Annotated in this window: 26 protein-coding genes and 2 pseudogenes; 11 read left to right on the plus strand and 17 right to left on the minus strand. The window is 67.7% G+C overall.

The window, feature by feature from the left end; all coding sequences use genetic code 11:
- A partial coding sequence (gene rpoB / locus ACIBO2_RS47230) for a DNA-directed RNA polymerase subunit beta (protein WP_397304407.1) occupies positions 1–3,081 on the plus strand: 3,081 nt, incomplete at its 5' end.
- 84 nt (positions 3,082–3,165) lie between these two features.
- Here the strand turns inward: rpoB and ACIBO2_RS47235 are convergent.
- A pseudogene (locus ACIBO2_RS47235) lies at positions 3,166–3,330 on the minus strand (TetR family transcriptional regulator); the annotation flags it as partial.
- Between ACIBO2_RS47235 and ACIBO2_RS47240 the strand changes: the two are divergent.
- Positions 3,307–3,462 carry a hypothetical protein gene (locus ACIBO2_RS47240; protein WP_358554198.1) on the plus strand — a complete coding sequence of 52 codons (156 nt, stop codon included), beginning with the start codon at positions 3,307–3,309 and terminating at the stop codon, positions 3,460–3,462. The pseudogene ACIBO2_RS47235 and the gene ACIBO2_RS47240 sit on opposite strands and share 24 nt — an antisense overlap.
- 25 nt (positions 3,463–3,487) lie before the next feature.
- Positions 3,488–4,207, plus strand: a complete 720-nt coding sequence (locus ACIBO2_RS47245; protein ID WP_358553911.1) for a helix-turn-helix domain-containing protein — start codon at positions 3,488–3,490, stop codon at positions 4,205–4,207.
- Between the two features lie 3 nt (positions 4,208–4,210).
- Here the strand turns inward: ACIBO2_RS47245 and ACIBO2_RS47250 are convergent, their stop codons facing one another.
- Complete coding sequence (locus tag ACIBO2_RS47250; protein WP_358553913.1) at positions 4,211–4,750, minus strand: 2'-5' RNA ligase family protein; 540 nt, start codon at positions 4,748–4,750, stop codon at positions 4,211–4,213.
- A gap of 365 nt (positions 4,751–5,115) precedes the next feature.
- Between ACIBO2_RS47250 and ACIBO2_RS47255 the strand changes: the two genes are divergently transcribed.
- Positions 5,116–6,402, plus strand: a complete 1,287-nt coding sequence (locus ACIBO2_RS47255) for a hypothetical protein (protein ID WP_397304408.1) — start codon at positions 5,116–5,118, stop codon at positions 6,400–6,402.
- Between the two features lie 45 nt (positions 6,403–6,447).
- Here the strand turns inward: ACIBO2_RS47255 and ACIBO2_RS47260 are convergent, their stop codons facing one another.
- The 3 genes from ACIBO2_RS47260 to ACIBO2_RS47270 all read right to left on the minus strand — a co-directional run bounded on the left by ACIBO2_RS47260 (position 6,448) and on the right by ACIBO2_RS47270 (position 8,371).
- Positions 6,448–6,705, minus strand: coding sequence for a GntR family transcriptional regulator (locus ACIBO2_RS47260; RefSeq protein WP_397304409.1), 258 nt, complete (start codon positions 6,703–6,705; stop codon positions 6,448–6,450).
- 474 nt (positions 6,706–7,179) lie between these two features.
- The gene (locus ACIBO2_RS47265) at positions 7,180–7,674 is read right to left on the minus strand and encodes a DinB family protein (protein WP_397304410.1); all 495 of its coding nucleotides are present in this window, start codon (positions 7,672–7,674) and stop codon (positions 7,180–7,182) included.
- 34 nt (positions 7,675–7,708) lie between these two features.
- On the minus strand, positions 7,709–8,371 hold the full coding sequence (locus tag ACIBO2_RS47270) for a methyltransferase domain-containing protein (protein ID WP_358553921.1): 663 nt from the start codon (positions 8,369–8,371) through the stop codon (positions 7,709–7,711).
- A gap of 117 nt (positions 8,372–8,488) precedes the next feature.
- Here ACIBO2_RS47270 and ACIBO2_RS47275 point away from each other — a divergent pair, with 117 nt between their 5' ends.
- Positions 8,489–9,076 (plus strand): XRE family transcriptional regulator, encoded by a 588-nt coding sequence (locus ACIBO2_RS47275; RefSeq protein ID WP_358553923.1) that lies wholly within the window; start codon positions 8,489–8,491, stop codon positions 9,074–9,076.
- A gap of 244 nt (positions 9,077–9,320) precedes the next feature.
- Positions 9,321–9,634: pseudogene (rpsO, locus tag ACIBO2_RS47280) on the plus strand (30S ribosomal protein S15).
- 50 nt (positions 9,635–9,684) lie between these two features.
- On the opposite strand, the gene ACIBO2_RS47285 reads toward rpsO, so the two are convergent.
- Positions 9,685–10,113, minus strand: a complete 429-nt coding sequence (locus ACIBO2_RS47285) for a YybH family protein (protein WP_397304411.1) — start codon at positions 10,111–10,113, stop codon at positions 9,685–9,687.
- Between the two features lie 74 nt (positions 10,114–10,187).
- On the opposite strand from ACIBO2_RS47285, the gene ACIBO2_RS47290 reads away from it, so the two are divergent.
- Entirely contained in the window at positions 10,188–10,517 is a 330-nt protein-coding gene (locus tag ACIBO2_RS47290) for a winged helix-turn-helix transcriptional regulator (RefSeq protein ID WP_397304412.1), read from the plus strand.
- Entirely contained in the window at positions 10,493–11,107 is a 615-nt protein-coding gene (locus tag ACIBO2_RS47295) for a substrate-binding domain-containing protein (RefSeq protein ID WP_397304413.1), read from the plus strand. The genes ACIBO2_RS47290 and ACIBO2_RS47295 overlap by 25 nt, the downstream gene beginning before the upstream one ends.
- 152 nt (positions 11,108–11,259) lie before the next feature.
- Here ACIBO2_RS47295 and ACIBO2_RS47300 read toward each other — a convergent pair whose 3' ends face one another.
- From ACIBO2_RS47300 to ACIBO2_RS47330, 7 genes are all read right to left on the minus strand, one after another.
- A complete protein-coding gene (locus ACIBO2_RS47300; protein ID WP_357655454.1) occupies positions 11,260–11,580 on the minus strand; it encodes a GYD domain-containing protein in 321 nt (106 codons plus the stop codon).
- A 136-nt stretch (positions 11,581–11,716) separates the two neighbouring features.
- Positions 11,717–12,265: an RICIN domain-containing protein gene (locus ACIBO2_RS47305; protein ID WP_397304414.1), complete on the minus strand. Its 549-nt coding sequence runs from the start codon at positions 12,263–12,265 to the stop codon at positions 11,717–11,719.
- Between the two features lie 137 nt (positions 12,266–12,402).
- The gene (locus ACIBO2_RS47310; RefSeq protein ID WP_358553933.1) at positions 12,403–12,582 is read right to left on the minus strand and encodes a hypothetical protein; all 180 of its coding nucleotides are present in this window, start codon (positions 12,580–12,582) and stop codon (positions 12,403–12,405) included.
- The gene (locus ACIBO2_RS47315; protein WP_397304415.1) at positions 12,579–13,310 is read right to left on the minus strand and encodes a DUF4328 domain-containing protein; all 732 of its coding nucleotides are present in this window, start codon (positions 13,308–13,310) and stop codon (positions 12,579–12,581) included. The genes ACIBO2_RS47310 and ACIBO2_RS47315 overlap by 4 nt, the downstream gene beginning before the upstream one ends.
- A gap of 330 nt (positions 13,311–13,640) precedes the next feature.
- Positions 13,641–14,315, minus strand: coding sequence for a hypothetical protein (locus ACIBO2_RS47320; RefSeq protein WP_358553939.1), 675 nt, complete (start codon positions 14,313–14,315; stop codon positions 13,641–13,643).
- Positions 14,316–14,496: 181 nt separating this feature from the next.
- Entirely contained in the window at positions 14,497–16,176 is a 1,680-nt protein-coding gene (gene hutH / locus ACIBO2_RS47325) for a histidine ammonia-lyase (protein ID WP_397304416.1), read from the minus strand.
- Positions 16,177–16,405: 229 nt separating this feature from the next.
- Positions 16,406–17,842, minus strand: a complete 1,437-nt coding sequence (locus ACIBO2_RS47330) for an MFS transporter (RefSeq protein ID WP_397304417.1) — start codon at positions 17,840–17,842, stop codon at positions 16,406–16,408.
- Positions 17,843–17,915: 73 nt separating this feature from the next.
- Here ACIBO2_RS47330 and ACIBO2_RS47335 point away from each other — a divergent pair, with 73 nt between their 5' ends.
- Complete coding sequence (locus ACIBO2_RS47335; RefSeq protein WP_397304418.1) at positions 17,916–18,674, plus strand: TetR/AcrR family transcriptional regulator; 759 nt, start codon at positions 17,916–17,918, stop codon at positions 18,672–18,674.
- A 215-nt stretch (positions 18,675–18,889) separates the two neighbouring features.
- Here ACIBO2_RS47335 and ACIBO2_RS47340 read toward each other — a convergent pair whose 3' ends face one another.
- From ACIBO2_RS47340 to ACIBO2_RS47350, 3 genes are all read right to left on the minus strand, one after another.
- Positions 18,890–19,708 (minus strand): phosphatase PAP2 family protein, encoded by an 819-nt coding sequence (locus ACIBO2_RS47340; RefSeq protein WP_397304419.1) that lies wholly within the window; start codon positions 19,706–19,708, stop codon positions 18,890–18,892.
- A 102-nt stretch (positions 19,709–19,810) separates the two neighbouring features.
- The gene (locus ACIBO2_RS47345) at positions 19,811–20,071 is read right to left on the minus strand and encodes a hypothetical protein (RefSeq protein WP_358553954.1); all 261 of its coding nucleotides are present in this window, start codon (positions 20,069–20,071) and stop codon (positions 19,811–19,813) included.
- Complete coding sequence (locus ACIBO2_RS47350; RefSeq protein WP_364010520.1) at positions 20,068–20,874, minus strand: phytanoyl-CoA dioxygenase family protein; 807 nt, start codon at positions 20,872–20,874, stop codon at positions 20,068–20,070. The genes ACIBO2_RS47345 and ACIBO2_RS47350 overlap by 4 nt, the downstream gene beginning before the upstream one ends.
- Before the next feature lie 90 nt (positions 20,875–20,964).
- Here ACIBO2_RS47350 and ACIBO2_RS47355 point away from each other — a divergent pair, with 90 nt between their 5' ends.
- Both ACIBO2_RS47355 and ACIBO2_RS47360 read left to right on the plus strand, forming a co-directional pair.
- Complete coding sequence (locus ACIBO2_RS47355) at positions 20,965–21,723, plus strand: helix-turn-helix transcriptional regulator (RefSeq protein ID WP_358553960.1); 759 nt, start codon at positions 20,965–20,967, stop codon at positions 21,721–21,723.
- Positions 21,724–21,779: 56 nt separating this feature from the next.
- A complete protein-coding gene (locus tag ACIBO2_RS47360) occupies positions 21,780–22,538 on the plus strand; it encodes a DUF4184 family protein (RefSeq protein WP_397304421.1) in 759 nt (252 codons plus the stop codon).
- A gap of 94 nt (positions 22,539–22,632) precedes the next feature.
- Here ACIBO2_RS47360 and ACIBO2_RS47365 read toward each other — a convergent pair whose 3' ends face one another.
- Complete coding sequence (locus tag ACIBO2_RS47365; protein WP_397304422.1) at positions 22,633–23,817, minus strand: NAD(P)/FAD-dependent oxidoreductase; 1,185 nt, start codon at positions 23,815–23,817, stop codon at positions 22,633–22,635.
- Between the last annotated feature and the right edge of the window lie 40 nt (positions 23,818–23,857).

Consider the following 23,857-nt stretch of genomic DNA (forward strand, 5'->3'; position numbering starts at 1 on the left):
AAGTCCCAGACGGTGTTCATGGGCGATTTCCCGCTCATGACACCCAAGGGCACCTTCATCATCAACGGCACCGAGCGTGTCGTGGTCTCGCAGCTTGTTCGTTCGCCTGGGGTCTATTACGAACGTAGCGTCGACAAGACGTCCGACAAGGATCTCTATGGCTGCAGGGTCATCCCGTCGCGGGGTGCCTGGCTGGAGTTCGAGATCGACAAGCGGGACAGTGTCGGTGTCCGTATCGACCGTAAGCGCAAGCAGGCCGTCACCGTGCTTCTCAAGGCACTGGGCTGGACCAGCGAGGCGATTCTGGAGCGGTTCGGCCAGTACGAGTCGATGCGCGCCACGCTGGAGAAGGACCACACGGCGGGCCAGGACGACGCGCTGCTGGACATCTACCGCAAGCTGCGTCCGGGTGAGCCGCCGACCAAGGAGTCGGCGCAGACCCTGCTGGAGAACCTGTATTTCAACCCCAAGCGCTACGACCTGGCCAAGGTCGGTCGCTACAAGATCAACAAGAAGCTCGGCGTTGATTCCGCGATCACTCAAGGCACTCTGACCGAAGAGGACATCGTCTCCGCCATCGAATACATCGTCCGGCTGCACTCGGGCGAGGAATCGATGCCGGGCACGGGCGACCGCGAGGTCATCGTCGAGGTCGACGACATCGACCACTTCGGTAACCGCCGTCTGCGCAGCGTCGGTGAGCTCATCCAGAACCAGGTCCGTCTGGGTCTGGCCCGTATGGAGCGCGTCGTGCGCGAGCGGATGACGACCCAGGACGTCGAGGCGATCACGCCGCAGACCCTGATCAACATCCGCCCGGTCGTGGCGTCCATGAAGGAGTTCTTCGGCACTTCGCAGCTGTCGCAGTTCATGAATCAGACCAACCCGCTCGACGGGCTGACGCACAAGAGGCGTCTGTCCGCGCTGGGTCCTGGTGGTCTGTCGCGTGAGCGGGCCGGCTTCGAGGTTCGTGACGTGCACCCGTCGCACTACGGCCGGATGTGCCCGATCGAGACCCCTGAGGGTCCCAACATCGGCCTGATCGGTTCGCTGGCCTCTTACGGGCGGATCAACGCCTTCGGTTTCGTCGAGACGCCTTATCGCAAGGTCGTCGACGGCAAGGTGACCGAGCAGATCGACTACCTGACCGCCGATGAGGAAGACCGTTTCGTCAAGGCGCAGGCCAACACGATCCTCAACCCTGACGGCACGTTCGCCGACGCGCGGGTTCTGGTCCGTACCAAGGGTGGCGAGACCGAGCTGGCGCGGGCCGACGAGGTCGACTACATCGACGTGTCGCCGCGCCAGATGGTGTCGGTCGCCACGGCGATGATCCCGTTCCTGGAGCACGACGACGCCAACCGCGCGCTCATGGGCTCCAACATGATGCGCCAGTCGGTGCCGCTGCTCAAGAGTGAAGCGCCCCTGGTCGGGACGGGGATGGAATACCGGGCCGCGACCGACACGGGCGACATGGTGAGCGCCGAGAAGGCCGGGGTGGTGCAGGAGGTCTCCGCCGACTACATCACGGTCTCCAACGACGACGGTACGAGCACCACCTATCGGGTCGCCAAGTTCAAGCGTTCCAACCAGGGCACTTCGTTCAATCAGAAGCCCATCGTGGCCGAGGGCGACCGGGTGGAGGTCAACCAGGTCATCGCCGACGGGCCGTGCACCGACAGCGGTGAGATGGCCCTCGGTAAGAACCTGCTGGTGGCGTTCATGCCGTGGGAGGGCCACAACTACGAAGACGCGATCATCCTGTCCCAGCGGCTGGTCCAGGACGACGTCCTGTCCTCGATTCACATCGAGGAGCACGAGGTCGACGCCCGTGACACCAAGCTGGGTCCGGAGGAGATCACCCGGGACATCCCGAACGTCTCCGAGGAGGTCCTGGCCGACCTGGACGAGCGCGGCATCATCCGCATCGGCGCCGAAGTAGTGAACGGTGACATCCTGGTCGGCAAGGTCACGCCGAAGGGCGAGACCGAGCTGACTCCGGAAGAGCGGCTGCTGCGTGCGATCTTCGGTGAGAAGGCCCGCGAGGTGCGGGACACCTCGCTGAAGGTGCCGCACGGGGAGCAGGGCAAGGTCATCGGCGTCCGGGTCTTCTCCCGCGAGGAGGGCGACGAGCTGCCGCCCGGTGTCAACGAGCTGGTCCGTGTCTATGTGGCCCAGAAGCGGAAGATCAACGATGGCGACAAGCTGGCCGGTCGGCACGGCAACAAGGGCGTCATCTCCAAGATCCTCCCGGTGGAGGACATGCCGTTCCTGGAGGACGGCACCCCGGTCGACATCATCCTCAACCCGCTGGGCGTGCCCGGCCGGATGAACGTCGGCCAGGTGCTGGAGACCCACCTGGGCTGGATCGCCGCCCGCGGCTGGGACATCTCCGGCGTCCAGGAGGCCTGGGCGGAGCGCCTGCGTGACAAGGGCTTCGAGAAGGTGGCCCCGCGCACCAACATGGCCACCCCGGTCTTCGACGGCGCCCACGAGGAAGAAATCGTCGGCCTCCTCAACAGCACGATTCCCAACCGTGACGGGGATCGGATGGTGCAGCGCAGTGGGAAGGCCCAGCTGTTCGACGGGCGTAGTGGGGAGCCGTTCCCCTATCCCATCGGCGTCGGCTACATGTACATCCTCAAGCTGCTCCACCTGGTCGACGACAAGATCCACGCACGTTCGACCGGCCCGTACTCCATGATCACCCAGCAGCCGCTCGGCGGTAAGGCCCAGTTCGGTGGCCAGCGCTTCGGTGAGATGGAGGTGTGGGCTCTGGAGGCCTACGGCGCCGCCTACGCCCTCCAGGAGCTGCTGACGATCAAGTCCGACGACGTCTTGGGCCGCGTGAAGGTCTACGAGGCGATCGTCAAGGGCGAGAACATCCCCGAGCCGGGAATCCCCGAGTCCTTCAAGGTCCTCATCAAGGAAATGCAGTCGCTGTGCCTGAATGTCGAGGTGCTCTCCAGCGACGGCATGTCCATCGAGATGCGTGACACCGACGAGGACGTCTTCCGCGCCGCGGAAGAGCTCGGCATCGATCTGTCCCGGCGTGAGCCGAGCAGCGTCGAAGAGATCTGACCGCTTTATGACTTCTGGGCGCCTGGTAACTCCTGGGCGCCCAGAAGCGCCTAGCGACTTCTGGGCACCGGCGAGTTCGAGATAGATCTCCTCGCGCGTGCCGAAATAGCGCACCACATTGGACTTCGCCAGCCCGACGGCCGCCGCCACGGCGCACAGGCTTACCGTGCGTACGCCCGACCGCAGGGCGAGCTCGCGTGCGGCGGCGAGGATCGCGCGTTCATCATGCGCAGGATCTTCACCCCGCACGACCGCAGGGAGCAGATCATGCGCACCGTGATGCTCCGCCTGATGAACCGGCCGGGCCTCGGGCAGGCCATGGGCAGAATAATGAAGGGCCCAGACTTCACGAACAAAGAGTTCGACGTCGCCGCCGTGTGACGAGCCATGGAAGAGGACGACTCCGGTGAGCCAGCTGATCGAGCACCAATCGCGCAAAGCCGCCCGCATCCTGGACAGCGCGCGCGAGTTGGTGCTCGACCACGGCGTACGCAAGGTCACGGTCAGCGAGATCGCCCGTACGGCCGGCGTCGGCAAGGGCACCGTCTACCTTTACTGGCCGGCCAAGGAGGACCTCATCCTCGGGCTGTTCGCCCGCGAACTGCTGACCCTCGTGGACGAGATCATCGCCCGCATCACCGCCGACCCCGCCGTGGTGCAGCCGCGCCGCCTGGCCCCGCTGCTGATCCGCACGGCGGAGAGACTCCCGCTGGCGGGTCGCCTCTACGGCGGCGACCCCGACCTGCTGCGGCTGCTCACCCAGCAGGCCGGCGACCGCGAGTTGTTCGCCCGCACCAGGCCCAGCGCGCTGTGCAACGCGGTCATGCCGATCCTCCACCGCTACGGCCTCCTCCGCCATGACCGCCCCTGGCCTGACCAGGCGTACACCGTGCACGCCGTGCTCACCGGATTCGGCATGGCCATGTCCGACCCGGCGACGGCCACGCTCGGCGTCGACGACCCTTACGAGATCCTCGCCGACACCGTGGCCCAGCTGCTCGAACCGCCGGTCGCTCCGGGCGAACCGGCCATCACCGCGGCCGCCGCCGACACCGTCGCCGTCTTCCGCGAAACCAGGGACGCGGTGCTGGAGCTCATCGAGCGCAGCCAGGTCACCGGAGAATGACGATCATCCGAGCAACGGGAACTCGGCGTGTTGGTGCCAGCGGTGGCCGTCGCTGACGAACAGGCTGACCGACGACACGTGGGCAGTGACCGGCAATCGTGGGGTGATCGCGGCTTCCACCTCGTGGAACACCTGGTCCTGCTGGCCGTGGGCGACCGTCAGGTGCGGGATGACCTCCGCGAACTGTCCGCCGTACGGTGGCGCTTCGGGCCATCGCGCCGCGACGGCCTCGGTCAGGGCACGGAACGGCTGCTCGGGCGTCGGCGCGAGGTAGAGCACGCCAGGGAAACGCCGGCACTCGTCGAAGCGGACGGCGAACGGGCTGTGCGCGCCGATCAGCGCGGTCAAATCGTCGATGACCGCGGGCCCGATGCGATCGATGTCGAGGAAGGGAACAAGCACCGTCACGTGCGCGGGAATCCCCGCGTTCGCGGAGGAATCAAGACGCCGCCGCCAGCTCCCGACCAATGGCTCGGCTTCCCGCACCACGGCCAGCAGAGCCGTCTCGCCTACTCGGTACTGTCCTGAAGCATCATCCGACATGGCCGGATGATCTCGAACTACTCGGCAGATTCGCCACCCATATTCCGGCCACGGCCTACCTCGAGGTAGCTGCGACGCCGAGACGGTGAGCGCGGAGCCAAGCCCATGCTGGTCCGCCGTGTCCTGCGATCCCGGACCATGCCCGGGATCGCTATTGACAGAATCAACCAGCGCTTAACTTCACGCCCTTGGCCTAAAGCGGTGCGTGAAACCCAGCTTTAGGGGGTGACTGGTAGTGGATCAGCTGCTTCACGGTGGGGGTCGGGAAACCGATCCAACGCAGCAGGATCATCCGGGCTTCCGAGATTCCGCATCCCATGCGACGACCGCTGAGAACGCTTGCGGACCAGGTGAACCTTGATCATGTGCACGGCGTCGTATTCGTTGTGGATCTTGCCAGGGCTCGTGGGCTGCGCGTCGCCGCCGCAGCTGTCACCCTATTGTTCACCCTCGGTGGTCTCGATCAGCTGCCTATGCCCGCGCTGCCGATGCCCAAGGACGCGGCGGCCTCCGTCGAGGAGATCGCTGAGCGACTGCGGGGCCGCGCGAACGATGACGTCGACCGCGGCCTGGAGGACATCGGCGTCACCTACGCGCCCTACGCACTGAGCTTGAACACCCCTTTGTTGCACTGGTGCTGGCCGGGACAGGGACAGGGCGTCGAGGCACGGCTGCCACCCGAGGGCGTGCCCGGCTACACCGCGCAATTGCGCGCTGGGGAGGTGGCAAGGCCGTTGGAGGTACGGTTCTGGATCACCTCGCCCACGCAGGCGACCCGCTTGGTCGCGGCAGCCCGGCGCGGCACCGAGCAGTGCGATGATCGCCCTGACTATGCGCTCAGCGAGGTGGCCGATTTCGACCGCTGGGGATGGCGCGGCATGCAGGCCCTGGTCACCACGGAGAACTGGACGGAGTATGGCGACTCGGGCGCCAGGGCGACGATCGTGGCCGCCCGTGGCGCGCTGCTGGCCGAAGTGTCGTGGGACTGGGAATTCGAGGCGGGCGGCCTACCGGGTCGGCCGCCGCTGCTCCAAGGCGCCGCCGTGGCAACGTCCGTGCTGGCCGCCGTAGGCGGTGCTCCCACCAGCCCCGCACCGGCCGGCGCCGCCCCCGCGGCCTCAACAGCGATGGCCGCGGCTCTGCCCCCGCCGTCCGTGTACGGCGAGGACATGGCGCCGTGGTCGAGCCCTACTGATGCCGACCATGACTGGATCTGCTCACTGGCTTTCAACGAGAACGTGTACGGCAGCGCGCCCGCCATCACGCGTCGCCTGATCGGTGAGGTCTCCGTCCGCGAGGACGTGCTGTTCCTGCCCGATGAGCAGAGCGCCGAGCAGGAGCGCGTCCGGCCACTTCTTTGGGCCGGACCAGGCAAGAGCGGGGGAAGGAGCTGCGACTTCCGCGACGCGGTCTTCAAGAATGTCCGCCCCCGCGTCGAGCCCTTCACCAGGGGCCCATGGATTGGCGAGATCGAGACCTTGGCCGCCGGTCAGGACTCTGTCACGCACGTCGCGGTGTCCGTACGGCGGAGTTCTACCGTGGTCTATCTGCGCTGGCAGGGCCCCTCCGGGACCGATCCGGCCGCCGCTCTGCGCAGAGGCCGCGCCGCCCTCACTCACACACTCGATCTCCTGTCCACCGCCGGCGGCTGAGGCCGTTGACCCGGGCATCCTCACACGGCAGTTGCGGGCCCCCGATCACTGGCCTTCGACCGCCTGACGCTCCTCTGGGGTGGTCACGAAGCTGCCCATGCCGGGTTCGGTGCGGATCAGGCCGTCCGCCCGCAGAGCCCGCATGACCTTCTGACCAGTGGCGTTGGCGATGCCGAACTCCTCAATGAGTGCGATAAGGGACGGGATGCGCTCGCCGGCCTTGTACTCACCCGTGCGGATGCGCACCACGATGATCGCGTGGACTTGCCGCCACCTGGGCCGATTCGCCCTCAACTCCACCACCCATGAACGGTAGGAAGCTGTTGCGTGCCATGGCGATGGACGGCGCGCTATAGCGCGCTATAGCTTTCACAGCTTAAGATGCGGCCATGACTCCTCCGGAGATCGCCCCTGACCGGTGTATCAGTCCGCATGTGGCGATGGCGGAGCGCGACCATGTCCGCCTGGAGTGGCACGTCTCCGGCCTCCGCATCCACAGGACACGATCGCTCGCCTGGACATGCGACTGCCGCGCCACGGTGTACGAACTGTGCGCCGGAAGCGGTCAAGCCTTCATCCGCCGCACTATCCAACTCGACGACGGCCCCAGATCCACGAAACTGCCCCATCGTCGACGAAGGAAGCATGGGGAGTCTGGACGGCTCTGCTGACAGGAACTGCCCGGTAGGCGCGCGTGGCGGCGTGAGATCCGGAGTGACTGGTACGTCCGCCCCGGGTCATCAGCGGTCGTGAGCCGCTCGGCAAGGGCCCGGCTGGTCAGCGGCCGGTCGATCCGTCGATCTGCTCGCGGAGGATGTCGGCGTGGCCGGCGTGCCGGCCGGTCTCCTCGATCATGTGCGCCAGGACCCATCGCATCGATGGCGCCGGCCCTGGGCGCGAGGGTCGCGGGGCGGGAAGGGCCAGGTCCAGGCAGGCGTCGATGACCTGGTTCGCCCGCTCGATGGTCTTCCGGTAGTCGGCGAGTACGCCGTCGACGGTGTCCTGCGCGGACGGCCGCATGGTCGCGGGCCAGTCGCCGGCATCCTCCCCGAGGAAGTAGAACCGTTCGACGAACGCCAGGTGCTTGACCAGCCCCAGAAGGTTGGTGCCCGAGGGCACTGCGGCCGTACGGACCTGCGGTTCCTGCACGCCCGCGACCTTGTCCGCGATCGCGTTCCGCAGATAGTCGAGGAAGCCCCGCAGGGTGGCCTTCTCGTCGGCGCCGGTCCGCGGCGGCGTGGTGTCCTTCGTCCGTGTTCTGGATCGCTGCATCGAGTCACTCCACTGTGGTTCAGGCGGTTGTGGTTCAGGCGGTTCGTTGGATGAGCAGGATGTTGTCGATGACAGTTGCGGTCTCACCTGCGGGTCCGGTGGCCTGGCGGCGGGGCATGTCGGCGCGCAGGACGGACCAGTGCGCGGGGTCGAGATCGAGTTCGGCGGCGATCTCGGTGGGTGTGGGGTAGTGGATGTCGGGGTCCTGGTTCCATGACCAGGGCGCGGTGGAGCCGTGGTCGACGATCAGCAGCAGACCGCCGGGGCGCAGGGCCTGTGCGGCGGTGCGCAGGACTTGGCCGCGGAGCAACGGGAACGGGGTCTGGAAGTACTGGGCGGAGACGAGATCGAACTGGCCGGCCGGGAAGCTTCTGGCCAGATCGTGCTGTTCGGTGGCGACCCGGTCCGCGATGCCGAGATCGCGGGCGCGTTCCCGTACCCGTTCGACGGCGGTGGTGGAGATGTCCACGGCGGTGACGTGCCAGCCCTGCTGGGCGAGCCAGATGGCGTCGCCGCCGGCGCCGCAGCCCAGATCGAGGGCGGCGCCGGGGCGCAGCGGCGCGGCGATCTCGGCGAGCAGCGGGTTGACGCGTGCGTCCCAGGTACGCCGGGTGCGGTAGTGCCGCTCCCAGAACAGCTCGGCGTCCTGATCGCCCGTAGCGTCGGCGGTGGGTTGTCGGTTTCGGGTGGAATCCATAAGGGTTGCCCCTTCGTCAGTCGTGATAGGCACTTTCGGCGCCCGTGATGTACGACAGCATCGCCACCGCCGCTTCCCGCTTGCAAGAAAAGTTGCGGATCCGCATTATCGGGAGGCATGAACAACCCCGCAGAAGACGTGTTGGCCGGAGTCGGGCCGCGTCTACGCGCCCTGCGCAAGGCGCGGAGCACCACGCTGGCGGCGCTGGCCGACGAAACCGGTCTCACCGCGAGCACTCTGTCCCGTCTCGAGAACGGCAAGCTCCGGCCTACGCTGGAACAGCTACTGCCTCTGGCCCGGGCGCACGGCGTCCCGCTCGATGATCTCGTCGCGGCGCCGCCCACCGGCGACCCGCGTATCCATCTGCGACCAGTGCGACGATCCGGACTGGTGATGGTGCCACTGACCAGGCGGGCCGGTGGCATACAGGCGTACAAGGTGATCTATCCACCCGCCGGCCGGGCACCCACGATGAACCTGCGGACCCACGAGGGATACGAGTGGTTCTACGTCCTCAACGGACACGTCAGGTTCGTGCTCGGCGAGCAGGAGTTCCGGCTCGGCGTCGGCGAGGCCGCGGAGTTCGACACCCACGTACCGCACTGGATCGGCAGCGCCGACAGCCAGTCCGCGGAGGTGCTCACCCTGTTCAGCGCGCAGGGCGAACGCGCCCATCTGGCACCGGCCAGACCATCGCAGGGATAAACCAGTTGTGCTTTGCGAGTCGACCGGCCAAGGATCGGCACGACGGTACGGCGAGCAGGAACGCCGAACGCCTTTCTGGATCGTGTCGCGGTACGGGAGGAGAGCCAGCATGTTTACCGACTCTGATCAATGCGGCAGGGAAAACCCCAGTCAGCGTGAGCATGCCCGGCGGCCCTGACACTTCGGGCCCCCGCTGCGGCGGCCTACCTGCGCGCGCTGACCGACCTCCAGAAAACAGGAGATCATGGCGCTGGAAGACGCGCGCAAGAAAGCGATCATCGCGGAGTACGCGACCTTCGAGGGTGACACCGGTTCACGTCAGCTTCTCGGCCGTAAACGACCGAGCTTGCAGCTCCTCGCCCTGAAGTGCAGATCGCGCTGTTGACCCATCGGATCGGCGACATCACCGCGCATCTGCGCATCCATCAGCTGGACCATCACAGCCGTCACGGGTTGCAGAAGCTCAACGGTCGTCGTCGGCGACTGCTGAAGTACCTACGTAACACCGACATCGAACGCTACCGACGCCTCATCCAACGGCTCGGCCTGCGCCGATGACACCTGAGCGGGGGGAAACGACCGCACTGCCGCCTCCCCCGGCTCACAGATCACGGTTGGCCGCCGGTTCCCGGTTTCACGCCGAAAGGGTTGTCGATGGCGTATCGCCAGCGCCCATCTTGCCCGCGTCGGGCGACATCGGTGGCGGTGCCCTCAATGTGTACGGGACGGCCGTCACGATCCATCCCGTCGATGACCCAGTCGACGATCAGCAAGGCGATGTCGCCGGCGGTGTAGACGTATCGCGGCCGAACGGTGATCGGCAGCCCGAGACTCAAGAATCGCTCGTTGGCGGCATGGGCCTCCTGCCCGGTCAGCGGCGAGCCCGGCTCCGGGACGAACACCGCCCCGCCCTCATAGACTTCCGCCACCGCCTCCACATCCCCGGTGTTGAACCGCTCGGCGAACACCGCGGGCACGTCCTCGGGGCGTTCAGCAAGCTGCCGCATCATCGATGCATGTCCTTCCAGCAGGTACAAATCAGTCAGACGCGGCAACGCTAGGAGGCGCCCTCGTGACTCACCAAACGGTTGGCCACCCAGGTCGGCCAGGCTTGCCCGACGACCCTCGCGCCAACGTCACCGAACCCACCCCCTCCTGCCCGGTGGAGATCACCCTCGCGGCTCTGCACGGCCGCTGGACAACCCTGGTGATTCGCGAATTCCTGCAAGGAGATCGCACTTTCACCGAACTCCGCCATGCCCTGCCCGCGCTGTCGGACAAGGTCCTGTCCGATCGGCTGGCGCACCTGACGGAAGCCGGTGTGCTCGCTCGCCACCGTCAGCCTGGCTGGCCGCCCCGGGTCTCCTACACACTCACCGCAGACGGGCGCCGCCTCGGCCCCGTTCTGCAAGCCCTATGGGATTGGGGCGCGGAGCACTAGCCGTCGAAGAGCTGGCCACCGCGCTGGCGGCCTACGGTCTGACGCTGGTCACCCATCTCGCGGCGGCACACGGCCGGTCACTGCCCGACGTGTGCGCTGCAGTCGAAGCCTCCGTGGTCGTCGGCTTCTCCTCCTTCGACCAGGACACCGTCCAGGCCCTGCACCGGGCCGGCGCCGATCTCGTGCTCCCCTCCGAGCCCGAGGACGCCTCTCCCATGCGACACTTGGGCCGCCTGCAGGCCGAGCTCGAACCTCCCGTGGCGCTGACCGTACACCTGGAGATCGCCAGCGCGGCGCAGGCCATCACCGGATGGCGCGAACAGGCGGTGACGGGTGTCTGCGCCTTCAACGACGAGACCGCGCTCGCCGTACTCGCCGGCCTGCACGACCACGGCCTCGCCATCCCCACCGACATGGCCGCCGTCGGAGCCGACGACATTCCCACGGCACGTCTGGCGGTCCCGCCGCTCACCACCGTCTGCTGGGACCTGCACGACGTGGCCCGACACCGCGCCGCGACGATCGTCACCAGCCTCGCCGGAGCAAGTCAGGTCTCAGCAGGTGCGACGTATCGTTGTTCACGCGCGTAAACACGCTAAAAGCAAGCATCGTGGAGACGGCAAGACGTGGCCCCCGTAACGAGTCCGCAATAAAGCGATCGGCCCGTCACCACGTTTCCGCTGGTGACGGGCCTCTAGGACCCGTCCGGTTGGTGCCCGCTCCCCCGGCCTGGACAGATCTGTCAGGCGCCAGGAGCCCGGTATGCCACCTCCATCCGCGCGGCATCGTCGATCTCCTCTGGCGTCAGCAGGACCGCCGTCTTCGTTCGCACCGCCCCGGTCGCCGATATCGTGAGCCCCACAGCGGCCGAAGCCGCGTTGCTCGGCAGCTCGACGATCACATACGTGTCCGTCTCGCCGAACGCGAAATACATCTGCTCGACCCGCCCGCCGACGCTTTCCGCCATGCGCTCCACCGCTTGCCGGCGTCCGGTGCCGCCATCTCGCAGCACTCCTTTGAGGCCATCCGCGGTGTAGGTCGCCTGGATCATGTACTTGGGCATGGTTGAGTCCCTCTTCTCGTACCGCCACCCTGCGCTGGGGCGGCCATTGCGGTCACGAGGTCGAAATTCTCGACTTAGGGCGACGGTAATCCCGCCCGCTGTACTGGTTTTCCCCTGCTGAAGGCTTTGTGGGGGCTCAGCCGTAATAGTCGCGGATTTCCCAGAAGCGGGAGGGGTGGCTGTCGCAGGTGTACTGGACGGCCTCGACGTTGTTCTCGGTGCTGACGCCGCCGGCGATGGTCAGGCATTTGCCGGTCTGGACGTTCCGGAATTGGAGGTGTTGGCCGATCTGATTGCCAAGCGCCCAGTAGCGCGAGGGGTGGGTGTCGCAGGTGTACTGGAGGGCGACGATGTTGTTCTCGGTGCTGACGCCACCGGCGATGGTCAGGCACTTGCCGGTCTGGCGATTCTTGACCTGCAGGTACGCGCTGGAGTAGCCCCAGACGTCCCAGCGGCGGGAGGGGTGGCTGTCGCAGGTGTACTGGACGGCGTGGACGTTGTTCTCGGTGCTGACGCCACCGGCGATGGTCAGGCACTTGCCGGTCTGCCAGTTCACGAGCTGGACGTTCGACGCGGCCCAGACGGCCGTGGCCGACGGCGCGGCGGATGCCGGGGTGGCGGTGGTCGCACCGAGGGCGAGGAGGGGAGCGATGACGGCTGCTGTACGAAGGATGTGTGACTTCATGTGACCCAGCGTGCTGGCGTGGGGCCGGCATGGCCTGAGTACCTCGTACTCAATGTGCGTGCCCTGGGCGGGTTGCTCTGGAACCGTCCCCCCGTCCCCCTGCCCTGCCGGTTAGGGGGGAAATGTACTGCCGCGCCTCACACCGCGCGGTTGCAGCCCGATTCGCCGTCGGACAGCACCATGGCCGCTTGCGGCGATGGCTGTTGCGGCTTGCGGATCACGGTGTCCGCATGCGCGGGAGTGATGCCCAGCGCCAGCACGGCGACCAGGCCGGCGGTCAAAGCGGCGGCACGGCGAGTCCAGGTACGGGTCTTCATACGGCTCTCCCAATCGGCCGATGATCATGACAGTACTGTGCACCAGCATCAGTGCCATATCCCTGATCGTCCACCCCAGAATGGGCGAGTGGCCGCAAGCGGACAGGCCCTCGCTGTTCCTCCTGGGCCTCGGTTATCTTGCGGATGACGCCGATCGCCAGCACGGCCGCGATGAGCATCAGCACGATGCTCACCACATCGAACCGCGCAGCAGCGGCCAGCGACTCCAACTCGTCGGCCCTGAACAGCAGGCGGCTCCCCAAGCTGGTCACCCAGGTGCCGATCAGCCAAGCCGCCCACCAGGCGTTGAACAGCCCCCGAGGAGGCGAGGGGACGCGGGAGGAGGCGTACCAGATGTCGTCCACGATCTGCTTGGGGAACCAGAAGTTGACGATCGGCACCACCCAGCCGAAGATCAGCCACGGCTGGCCGCGCCGGTGGCCGCCGGGTGAAAGGATCTCGGCGTTCGCCCTGACCTTGAACAACCACACCAGGAACGCCACGATGGCCACGACGTAGACGACCGCCTCGAGGATGCCGGACAAGCCGTAGACGAGGTCGGCCGTGTCGATCTCCGCCTCGGGCACGGAGTCGAGGTCAACGACCATGCGGTCCACGAATGAGGCGTACCAGAGGTCGATCCCGACCGCGACGATGCCGACGAGGGAGTCGCACACCAGAGCCACCACGGCGAAGATGGCGACGCCGCGGACCGGACGTAGGGGCATCGGTGGTGGCGGGTAGCCCGGGTGGGAGGGGGGTGGCGGATACATGGGGTGGCCCTTTCAGAATGGGGAGCGAATCAACATGTCGGGCCAAGACCCAGGAAAGGACCATTTGTCCTCGTCATGAAGCTGGACTTTCGGTATTCGTCACGGTGAAAGCGGGCCCGTCACTGTCGGGCGCTGGAACCTCACGTATATCGGAGCTTCGCCCGCGATCACCCTGCCTGTGGCGTTCTACCAGCTCTAGTAGTTGAAACCAACCCATTTAGCCACGCGGCCTAGCAAGCTACGTCCGTTCAGGTGTCTCCCAGAAGACCAGCCGGGCGTGCACAGTCAGTTCCGCGCCAGGAGAAACCTCGCCGCCAGTTCGTTGGCCAACTCAGCAATGCCTCGAGAGCCATCGACCTCCAGCAGCGGCAAATCCTGCTTGAGAGCCTGGCGTCGTACCTCGTCGTCCCAGAGCTCGTCGCGGCCCAGCCGATTCGCCATCGCCTCGACGTGGTCGCAGTTTCCCCAGTTTGCTCGCGCTCGGGCTGGGTCAGCGAATCGAGTGCCCAATGCATGGCGCCGGAATTCGGGCGTTGGCCGCAGAAATACAGCTTGCTCGCGCCACTTCAGCAATGGTGCGACGTGTTCGGGCAGGGTACGGAAATCGTCGACCAGAACGGGGCGGTCGGTTGGCAGGGTGAGCAGGTCTTCGATGACGAGTCCGATGGTCTCGCCGTGCAGACTGGGCATGCTCTGGAAGATCTCTTCCGGCGTGCGGCCCGTCCATCTCTGTTCCAGGGGTGTTTGCAGCAGTGCGCACATGTACGGATGTCGCTGCGGGGAACACCGCTGGATGTAGTGACGTTCGGCCAGATCGCCGTCATAAACGACCACGTCATAGCGTTCGGCCAAGACCTGGCTGAGGGTGCTCTTGCCCGCGCCGGCACCTCCGGCGATCCAGCGGACATGCGCGAGCCGACGGACGAGATCAGCAAAGTCATGTTCGTTCAGGCTGGTCATGCCCGTCAGTCTCACAAGATTGAGCAACTAGAAACAGTCTTGTTCTCGTGTCCCTTGCCGGTGAAGACTGAAGGAGAGGGACGGTTCGTACATGCCGCCGTCCGATCCGCCGCTGACGCCCGCAACCCCGTAGCCGCGGTCACCCGGCCGCCCGAGGAGACGGACAGTCGCGCCACTCGCATCACCCCGCGACGTACGGCACCAGATGCTGGTTGTGCACCAGCCAGATGGCCCGCTCCAGGTCAGGAGTGAGATAGCGGTCATCACCCAGGGGCGTGATGTACTCCCTGAGCTCCGCCAGCAGGGTCCGCGTGCCGGTGCCGAGCGGCAGGCCGGACATCTGCTGCGCGATGAGGTCGATTCCCTGAGCGGACATCAGGTACTGGACCGCCAGGACGATTTCCAGCCGGTCGAGGTTCTCGTGCAGGTGCCGGACCGAGGCCATCGCCATCGTGTTGTGGTCCTCCTGCCCATCCTTGACCGGCCGGGACAGGGTGCCCGCGGGTGTGGCCCTGGCCTGCATCTCCGGGATCAGCGCGGCGGCCACCGTCTGCACCTGCACCATTCCGGAGTTCAGGCCGACCGTCCCGCCGACGAGATTGGCCGGCAGGCCGTAGCTCCACCTGGGGGACAGCAGCCGCCCCGACAGTTCCTGCGACAGCACCCCAATGTCGGTGATCTCCGCGTTCACGGTGTCGGCGAGGTGCCCCATGACGGAGCCGTCCCAGTTGCCGCCCATCACGAACTCGTACCCCGGCCCTTGGTCGCGCTTGAAGATCAGCGGGTTGGAGGTCGAAGCATTGGCCTCCCGTACCAGAGCCCGGCGCGTGTCGGCGAGCACCTGCCGCAGCCCGGCCATGATGTGCGGCGCCGCCCGCACCGACACCGCGTCCTGGACCCGCGGGTGGTAGTCCGCCGGATCGAGGCGCCGGCGGCCCTCTTCCGTCATCCAGCCCGAGCCCGCCACCATCGCGCGCAGACGCGCCGCGATCGCGTTCTGCTCAGGGATGCGGCGTTCTTTGTGGGTACGCGCGTCCAGCGATCCCTGCTCGGCCCTGGTCGCCTCCATGAACAGGGCGAAGGCGCCCTCTGCCTGGTCGGCGAGTACGGTGGCCCGGTGTACGGCGTCCATCAGCGTGGCGGCCAGGACGGTGCTGCCGCTGATGATCGGCAGCGCTTCCCCGGCCTGCAAGGTGAAGTCGCCGGCCAGCCCGGCCTTCGGCAGCAGCTCGGAGGCGGGTCCCTCCTCACCCCGGTAGCGCACCGGCGCGTCCTCGCCTATCGCCGCCAGTCCCGCTGCCGCCTGCGGCTGCAGGTCTCCGGTGCCCAGCGAGCCGATTTGCGGCATTCGCGGCACCACCCCGGCGTTGACCATGGCCAGCAGCCGCTGGGGCACCTCGGGGCGCACGCCGACCGTTCCTCTGGCCAGCTGGTTCGCCTTGAGGATCAGGGCCAGTCTCACCACGTTGTCGGGCAGCGGCTCCCCGACGCCCGCGGCGTGGGAGCGCAGCACGTTGCGCTGGAACTGCTCCGCCTGCTCGGCCGTCAGCGGACGGTCCTTCAGCGGTCCGAGCGCCTGGTTCCACCCGTACACCCGCTGGTCGTCCAGGGCGGCCAGCGCTCCGGTTCGCGTCTGGTTCATGTGGGCCCACGCGTCCGCCGCGAGCCGCACGACGACGGGACGGCCTTCGAGGATCGCGAAGGAGTCGTGCAGAGAGAGCGAATCGCCGTCCAGCACCAGGTCCATCACCGGCGGCGCCGCCCCTGCTGGGGGCGGTTCGGGATCGGCGACCGCCTGCCCCGGCACGCACAGGGCGGCGAGCAGGCCCACACCGGCGGCCATTCGTCCTATATGGGTCATCACGTTGTCCCCCGGGGCGTCACGACGAAGATCAATGCCGCTCCGTTATAGCCACCGGACGCAGGAGAGCCAGAGAGGGCTCAACAGGGCTGGCTCAGCCTCGACCAGTCCTATGACCAGCACTTACTTCTTCGACAAGCCAAGCCCTGGGTCAATCGACCAGCCCGACCTCGATGAGCACCTCGCGCTCGCGCACGGTGAGGGGCGTCCAGCCGACGGGTTACGTGGCTCAGCCGTGGGCTTGTTGGGCGTGTTTGGGGAGCAGGCTGACCAGGAGGAGTGTGAGGAAGTAGAGGGCGGCCGCGATGACGAAGACGAGTTCGGCGGCGGCGGTATAGGAGCCAGTGGTGGGGTGGCCGGCGCGGGCGAAGAAGACCGTGCCGAGTGCGGCGACGCCGAGGGCTCCGGCGAACTGCTGGACCGCGTTGAGCATGCCCGCGCCAGTACCGGCCTCTTCGGGGGTGGCGTCGCCGAGGATGTAGTCGACCAGCGGGACGAAGATCAGGCCGGAGCCGAAGCCGGTGATCAGCAGTGCCGGGGCCAGGTTCCATGAGGTGATCGCGGTGCCGAAGTGCGCGACGGTCCACCACAGTGCGAGCAGGCCGGTGACGGCGAGGGCGAGGCCGATCTGCAGGGTGGCGCGGCCGAGTTTCTCGGCGAGGAAGGCGCCGGCCAGGCCGACGGCGATGGCCGTGCCGAGGGCCCAGGGGATCAGGGTGAGCCCGGCGTGGATGGGAGTCCAGCGCATGCCGAGCTGGAGCAGCAGGTTGATGACCAGGGTGAAGCCGCCCAGTGAGGCGAAGAACCCGCCGGTGATCACCAGGCCGACGACGAAGCTGCGCTTGCCGAACAGCGAGGGCGTGATGAGCGGGTGCCGGCTGCGGCGTTCGGAGACGACGAACAGCGCCAGGGCGACGGCGGCGGCGATCATCATGGCGTACGTCCACACGGGCCAGCCGAGCTCGCGGCCTTGGACGAGCGGGATGATGAGCAGGGCCGAGGCGGCGGTGAGCAGGGCCACACCGGTGAGGTCGAGGCGGACGGTGGCGTCCTCACCGCCACGGCGGGGCAGGACACGCCAGCCCAGCGCGGCGGCGATGACGCCGATCGGGACGTTGATCAGGAAGATGGACCGCCACTGACTGCCGAACAGGTCCATATGCAGCAGCCAGCCCGCCAGAATCGGCCCGGCCACGGTGGCCAGGCCCATCACCGGGCCGAACGGGATCAGGGCCTTGCGTAGGTGCTCGGGCGGAAAGACGACCTTCACCAGGGCCAGGCCCTGCGGGATCATGACGGATCCGAACAGGCCCTGCAGGATGCGGGCGACGATCAGGAACGCGACGCTCGGGGCCAGACCGCAGGCCAGCGAGGCCAGGGTGAAACCGGTCATGCCGATCAGGAACAGCCGGCGGCGGCCGAGCAAGTCGCCCAGCCGCCCGGAGGTGACCAGGCCGAGGGCGAAGGCCGCGGTGTAGCCGGTGAGCACCCATTGCAGGGTGACCGGGCCGCCGCCCAGGTCGGCGCGAATGGAGGGCCCGGCCAGGTTGGCGACGCTGGAGTCGATCAGGTCCATGACGTCGGCGATGAAGACGACGGCCAGGACGGCCCACGCGTGCCGCAGGCTCAGCGTCGTCGCAGGTGGAGTGCGCTCATCTATATCCATAGAACACTGTTCTACTATAGAACAGTGCTCCATTCAAATGGAAAGGTGTTCTATTCGCTGGTAAGGTGACCCCATGAGGTCCACTCCCGAGCAGCGGCGCGCGGCCCGGCATCAGCAGCCCACCGACCAGGACACCGCCGCCCGCGCTGCCGCGCCCGCCCGCCGCAAGCAGCCGATCACCGTCGACCTGATCGTCGACACGGCGCTGGGCATCGTGGCGGCCGAGGGGTACGAAGCGCTGACCATGCGGCGTGTGGCCACCGCCCTCAAGACCGGGCCCGCGTCGCTGTACTTCCACGTGGTCAACAAGACCGACCTGGACGACCTGCTCATCGGCCGCCTCAGCGCCGCGCTGGTCCTCCCCGAGCCCGACCCGGCCACCTGGCGAGAACAGATCATCGGCGTGTGCGCGCAGATGCGCGACCAATACCTGAAATACCCCGGCATCTCCCGCGCCGCCCTGGCCGTCGTACCGACGAACCTGGAAACCCTGCGCGTCGGCGAGGGGCTGTTTTCGATCCTCCTCGCCGGCGGCGTACCGGCGCAGACCGCGGCCTGGGCCGGCGACGCCCTGACCCTGTACGTCAACGCCTACAGCCTGGAAGCCTCCCTGCGCACCACACGGCAGAGCGACAACACCGGAGCCGGCGGGGAAGGCGCCGACGATGAGTGGGTTCTATCTCGCGACGAGCTGCTGAACCGCTTCGCCGCCCTCCCCGAGGACCGATTCCCCAACACCAGGCGGCACGCGGCCGAACTGACCGCCGGCACCGGGCACGAGCGGTTCGAGTTCACCCTCAACCTGATGCTCGACGGCCTCACCGGACGCTGACCTCGGCGTCGTTCATACCGCTACGTGTTCACTCCAGTCCCGGCCTGCTCCGGCGAGTGCCGAGCAGGGGGCGGGCTGGTCGCCGGCAAGGGTGAGCAGCGTAGCCCCACCGGACCGTCAGCTGGAGTGCCGTTTCCAGCCAGAGCCGTTCGAGTGTGTCCCACGTCGCGCGCAAGTCATCGGCTGTCCGCGTCGCGCGCGGCGGTACCACGTCGTCATCGCGCCATTGTCCCCATACCGCCGCGATCCCGAGCACGCCGGCGCTCGGCGAGGTGGTTCCACGCTGATACGACAACGATGGAGACGGCCAGCAACACGACGCTTCCGGCGATGTCGAGCACATAGTGGTTCCCCGTGACGAGCACGACTGCCATCATGCCCAGCGGAAAGATCCATGGCAGCAACGCCCATCGCGGATGGGAGGGCCGCAGCGCGCACCACACGGCGTACGCGCACCACAACGACCACCCCACGTGCATGCTGGGCATCGCTGTCAGGTTCTGGCCGTTCGCGATCTCTCGTGAGGCATGGCCGCCCAGGATGTCGTGCTCGGCGATGATGTCGACGACGCCCGGTAAAGCGAACCGTGGGGGCGACATGGGCAGCGCCCAGTAAACGGGCAGCACGAGAACGAGCATCGTGACGAGGGTCCGCCGAACCTTGACGTAGACCTCGGCATGCCGGACGAAGACCCACACCAGCACACCGATGATCGCGAGGTAGTACAGGCGGTAGTAGTACACCGCCGGCTGGATGAGGGCCGGATGCTCGGTCAGCCACTGGTTCGCCCTGAGTGCGATGTCCAGATGGACGGCCCGCTCTATGGACTGCACGGCCAGAGCGTTGGCGGTGGCGGCTGCGATGTCCTTCCCGACGGCGGTATGAAGCCATGCGAAGAGCAGGATCACGAGCAGCAGAGCGGCCACTTCGGCGAGTGGTGCGGGGCGCTCACCCATCTTCCCGACAAGCGCCGCCGATCGGGCACGAGCGAGCAGGCTCGATAATCGGCCTGCTGCCACCTCACGTGGGCTCACGCGGGTCACCCTAACTCACCGTTCCTGAGGTAGCCGCGCCGCTCCATGGGGGTGGCCGGGTCTCGCCTGGCCTCGGTCGCCCTCGCCGGCCGGGAAGCGCTATCAGGACAGTTTCTCGAAGAAGAACTCGTGCTTGAGAAACGACGTGTCGTATTCGTGCCCTGGGTACGGCGGGATCAGCTGCGACGCCTGGAACAGCCGCCAGCCGTCGCGCAGCGCGTCCACCCCCGTCTCGTACGGCGGTTCGTCCCCGTCACCCGCCGTCGGATCGGTACGCCCGGTGCCGTCGTAGCGGGACCATCCCACCACCGGCGCGTCGAGGGCGGAGGTGGCCAAGTAGAGAACGAGCACTTCTTGCTTCATGCGACCCTCCCGGGACGGTTGTTCACACGCGTGATCCAGTAGTCGATGTCGAAGGAGGGATCCGCGGTCATGGCGCGCCACAGGAGTGCCCGATTGTGGAACTCCAGTCGGCCGGTTGCCTGCTCGTACCAGGGGAAACGCCTGCCCAGCTCGCCGAGGACGGCGGGGTCGGCGAGGTCGGAGGTGTCCCACAGGAGCACCTGCGGGACGGTGGGGTTGAACCGGATCTTGAACATGTACCGCCGGACCGCGCTGTCGTTGCGCCGGCCGCCGTGCCAGATGCCGTGGTGCAGCAGCATCACCGTCCCGGCGGGGCAGGTCAGCCGGGTCTGCCCGAGCAGGTTCTGGTAGCGGCCGGTGTCGCTCTCGTTGACGCGGCGCAGGTGGCTACCGGGCACCACGAGGGTGCCGCCCATGTCCGCGGTGACCTCGCGGGGGTAGTACATGAGCTGTACGTCGAAGGCGTCCACACGGGTGTCGATGATGGCGTCGGCGTGCAGCGGCTGGGCCTGTCCGTTGTACGGCTCGCGGATGTGCACGGCGTGGTGGTCGACGGTCGGGCCGGGCCCGACGAGGGAGTGCAGGGCCCCGGCGACCTGGGGCAGCTCGATGAGGCGGCGGGCGAACGTTCCCTCGGGGAATGCCTTGTCGATCGGGGTCCCGTACGGCAGGCGCGGGATTCCCGCCTCCAATACGTCGATCGCCTGGTCGTTGAGCTCGTCCGGGACGACTCCGTCGAGCCGCAGGTAACCGGCGGCCACGAAGCCGGCCACCTGCGCGGAGGTGAGCAAAGTGGTTCTCATGCCTCAAAGCTAGAATCGGACACTCGCCGTGTCGTGGGTTGTAATCATCATCTACTGGTTGATTTTCCCCCGCTGGGGTAGACATGCGCTGTGCGTCACCTGACGATCGCGCTCTCCGAGCCGCCCGTGGTGGCCGGGGCGGGAGTGGGCGTGCACGGCGTCGTCGGCCTCCACGACGTATTTCGGCTGCCCGACCTGTGGCAACTCCACTTGTACGGCTACGCGGCCGAACTCGTCCTGGACAACACCACGCACGCCATCAAGCCGGGACACGTGAGCCTGATCCCGCCTGGCGCCGAGGTGCACTACCACTATCGGGGCAGATCAGAGCACCTGTACGCGCACTTCCGCCTGCCCGGCGAGGACGAGCGCCGCACCGTGACGGTCATGCGGGACGCCGGCGACCAGGCCCCGATCATCGGCGCAGCGCTGCGCCAGGCCATCGCGGCCGTCCCCGGCACTCCGGCCAGGGCGTCGGCCGAGGTGTGGTCGGTGCTCTGGCGGGTGGCGAGCCTGCCCGTGGTCGGCAGCCGGCCCGCCGTGGTGGCCGCGGCGATCGAGTACATCGAGGCGAACCTGGCCGCGCCGCTGACCGTACCGGACGTCGCCAGGGCCGCCGGGGTCTCGCACAACCACCTCACCCGGCTGTTCCGCGCCCAGAGCGGTGACACGGTGGTCGCCTACATCCGCCGCCGCCGGCTGTCGCGGGCGCTGCACTTGCTGCGCGAGTCGACGCTGGCGATCCCCGCGATCGCCGCGGCAGTGGGGATCGCGGACCTGCAGGCGTTCAACAAGGCGTGCCGCCGTGAGCTGGGCGCCTCTCCCCGCGTCCTGCGGACGCGGCGATGATCCACGGAGATATCGATATAGATCACCGTCCGGACGGCGAGTGCCAATAATGGCGTGTGCCGTTCACCCTGAGCCATGTCGCCGCGATCCTGCCGATGCGGCGGTGGTTACCGCCGTCGGCGCTGGCGGTCGGGGCGGTCATACCTGATCTGCCGTACTACCTGCCGCTGCCGTTCTCGTCGGCGAGCACGCACGCATGGTGGGGGGTGCTGCTGGGGGTGCCGTCGGGCGCGGTGCTGCTGGTGCTGTTTCACCAGGTGCTCCGGGCACCGCTGGTCGCGTTGGCCCCGGCCGGGCTGCGCGCCCGGCTGCCCGTCGCGCCGCGGCCGGCGCCCGTGACGGTGGTGGCGGCGCTGGTCGCCGGGATGGCCACGCACCTGGTCTGGGACGGGTTCACGCAGGTCGGCGGGTTCGCGGTGGCGCACTGGCAGGTGCTGCGGCTACCGGTCATCGGCCCGCATCGTGTGTTCAACGTGCTCATGTACGCCAGTTCGGTAGGTGGTCTGGCGGCCCTGGCCGGATGGTTCGCGCTCTGGTATCGGCGGACCCCGCTCCGGTCGGAACGGCTGCCCGGGGTGGCGGGCCGGGTGCGCGGCGCGGTGCTGGCCATGGTCACGGTGGCCGTGATCGCCGGGGCCGCCGCCGGGGCGGTGACCGACCGCGCCGCGGTGAGCGGCTACGACCTGGTTCGGAGCATGATCCTGGGAGGCGCCGACGGGGCCGCTGTGATACTCGCGTGCTACGTACTCGCCTGGCATGGGCGGAACGTGGTGAGCACCCGACGGGCGGCGCGTGATGCGGGCCCGCCGGCCTGAGCGCTTCGCCTGGTGGCCAGCACGGTAGCGGGTCACCCTCCGTGGGGGTGACCCCCCACGGCCGGCGCCGTGCCTTGCAGCGCATGCTCGATGTTCATGCGGTCTCCTGCATCAGCGTCTGCTCACGCGTAACGCGATTGGGCCGGGTCGGCATCCCCAGTGTCGGGTTGGCGACGCTCCATGCGGCGCTCTTGCAGATCAGTTCCTTGTAGGCGGCGGCCAGTCGGCCGGTCAGGACCGCCTGCTTGGCCCGGTCGTCAGCTGTGACGTACTGGATCAGGCCCTCCTTGCGGCCCAGTGAGACGCACAGGTTGAAGTAGCCGATCGTCTTGTTCGGGACCTTCCGGCCGGTCAGGCGCGCCGCGATGGCGTCGGCGGCCAGCCAGGCGACTGGGATTCCCGAGGCGCACGACATCCGCAGCGGCTTGTCTCCGGCGCCCATCGCCATGGCCGCGTCGCCGACGGCGTACACGTCGGGGTGTGAAACCGAGCGCATGGTCCGGTCGACCACGATCTGGCCGGTGCCGGAGACCTCCAGGGAGGTCGCCTTCGCGATCGGGTGGACCGCGAAACCGGCGGTCCATACGGTGACCGCGGCGGGGATGACCTTGCCGTCGGCGGTGGTGACGTGGTCGGCTTCGACGCCGCTGATGGCGGCGTGCTCGTACGCGGTGATGCCGAGCCCGCCGAAGACCTTCCTTACGTGCTCGCGCCCCTTGGGTGAGAGCCAGTCGCCGAGGCCGCCGCTGGCGGCCAGGGCGACGTTGAGGTCCGGGCGGGCCTCGGCGATCTCGGTGGCGGCCTCCACGCCAGTGAGGCCGCCGCCGACCACCACCACGGCCTGCCCGGCGTCGAGGCCCGCCAGGCGCCCGCGTAGCCGGAGTGCTCCGGTACGGCTGGCGAGCTGGTAGGCGTGCTCGGCGGTCCCGAGTACGCCTTGGCTGTTCCAGTCGCTGCCGAGGGCGTACACGAGGGTGTCGTACTCCAGTTCTTCGGCGCCGCTCGCACCGGTGATGGCGACGGTCTTGCGGTCGACGTCGACGCCGGTGACCTTCGCGAGCCTCAGTTCGACGCCGGTGCCGGCGAAGATCTCGCTGAGCGGCCGGGGCCTGAGGTCCTGGCCGGTCGCGAGCTGGTGATTGCGAACGCGTTCCACGAAGTCGGGCTCGGCGTTGACGAGGGTGATGGCGACGTCCTCGCGGCGCAGCCGCTTGGCGAGGCGGCCGGCGGCGCTGGCTCCGGCGTATCCGGCTCCGAGAACGATGACGCGATGCTGCATTTCAGGCTCCTGTCCGGTTCGGATGTGCCACTTGAACCGG

The organism is Nonomuraea sp. NPDC050022 (assembly GCF_044460705.1).
Lineage (GTDB): Bacteria > Actinomycetota > Actinomycetes > Streptosporangiales > Streptosporangiaceae > Nonomuraea.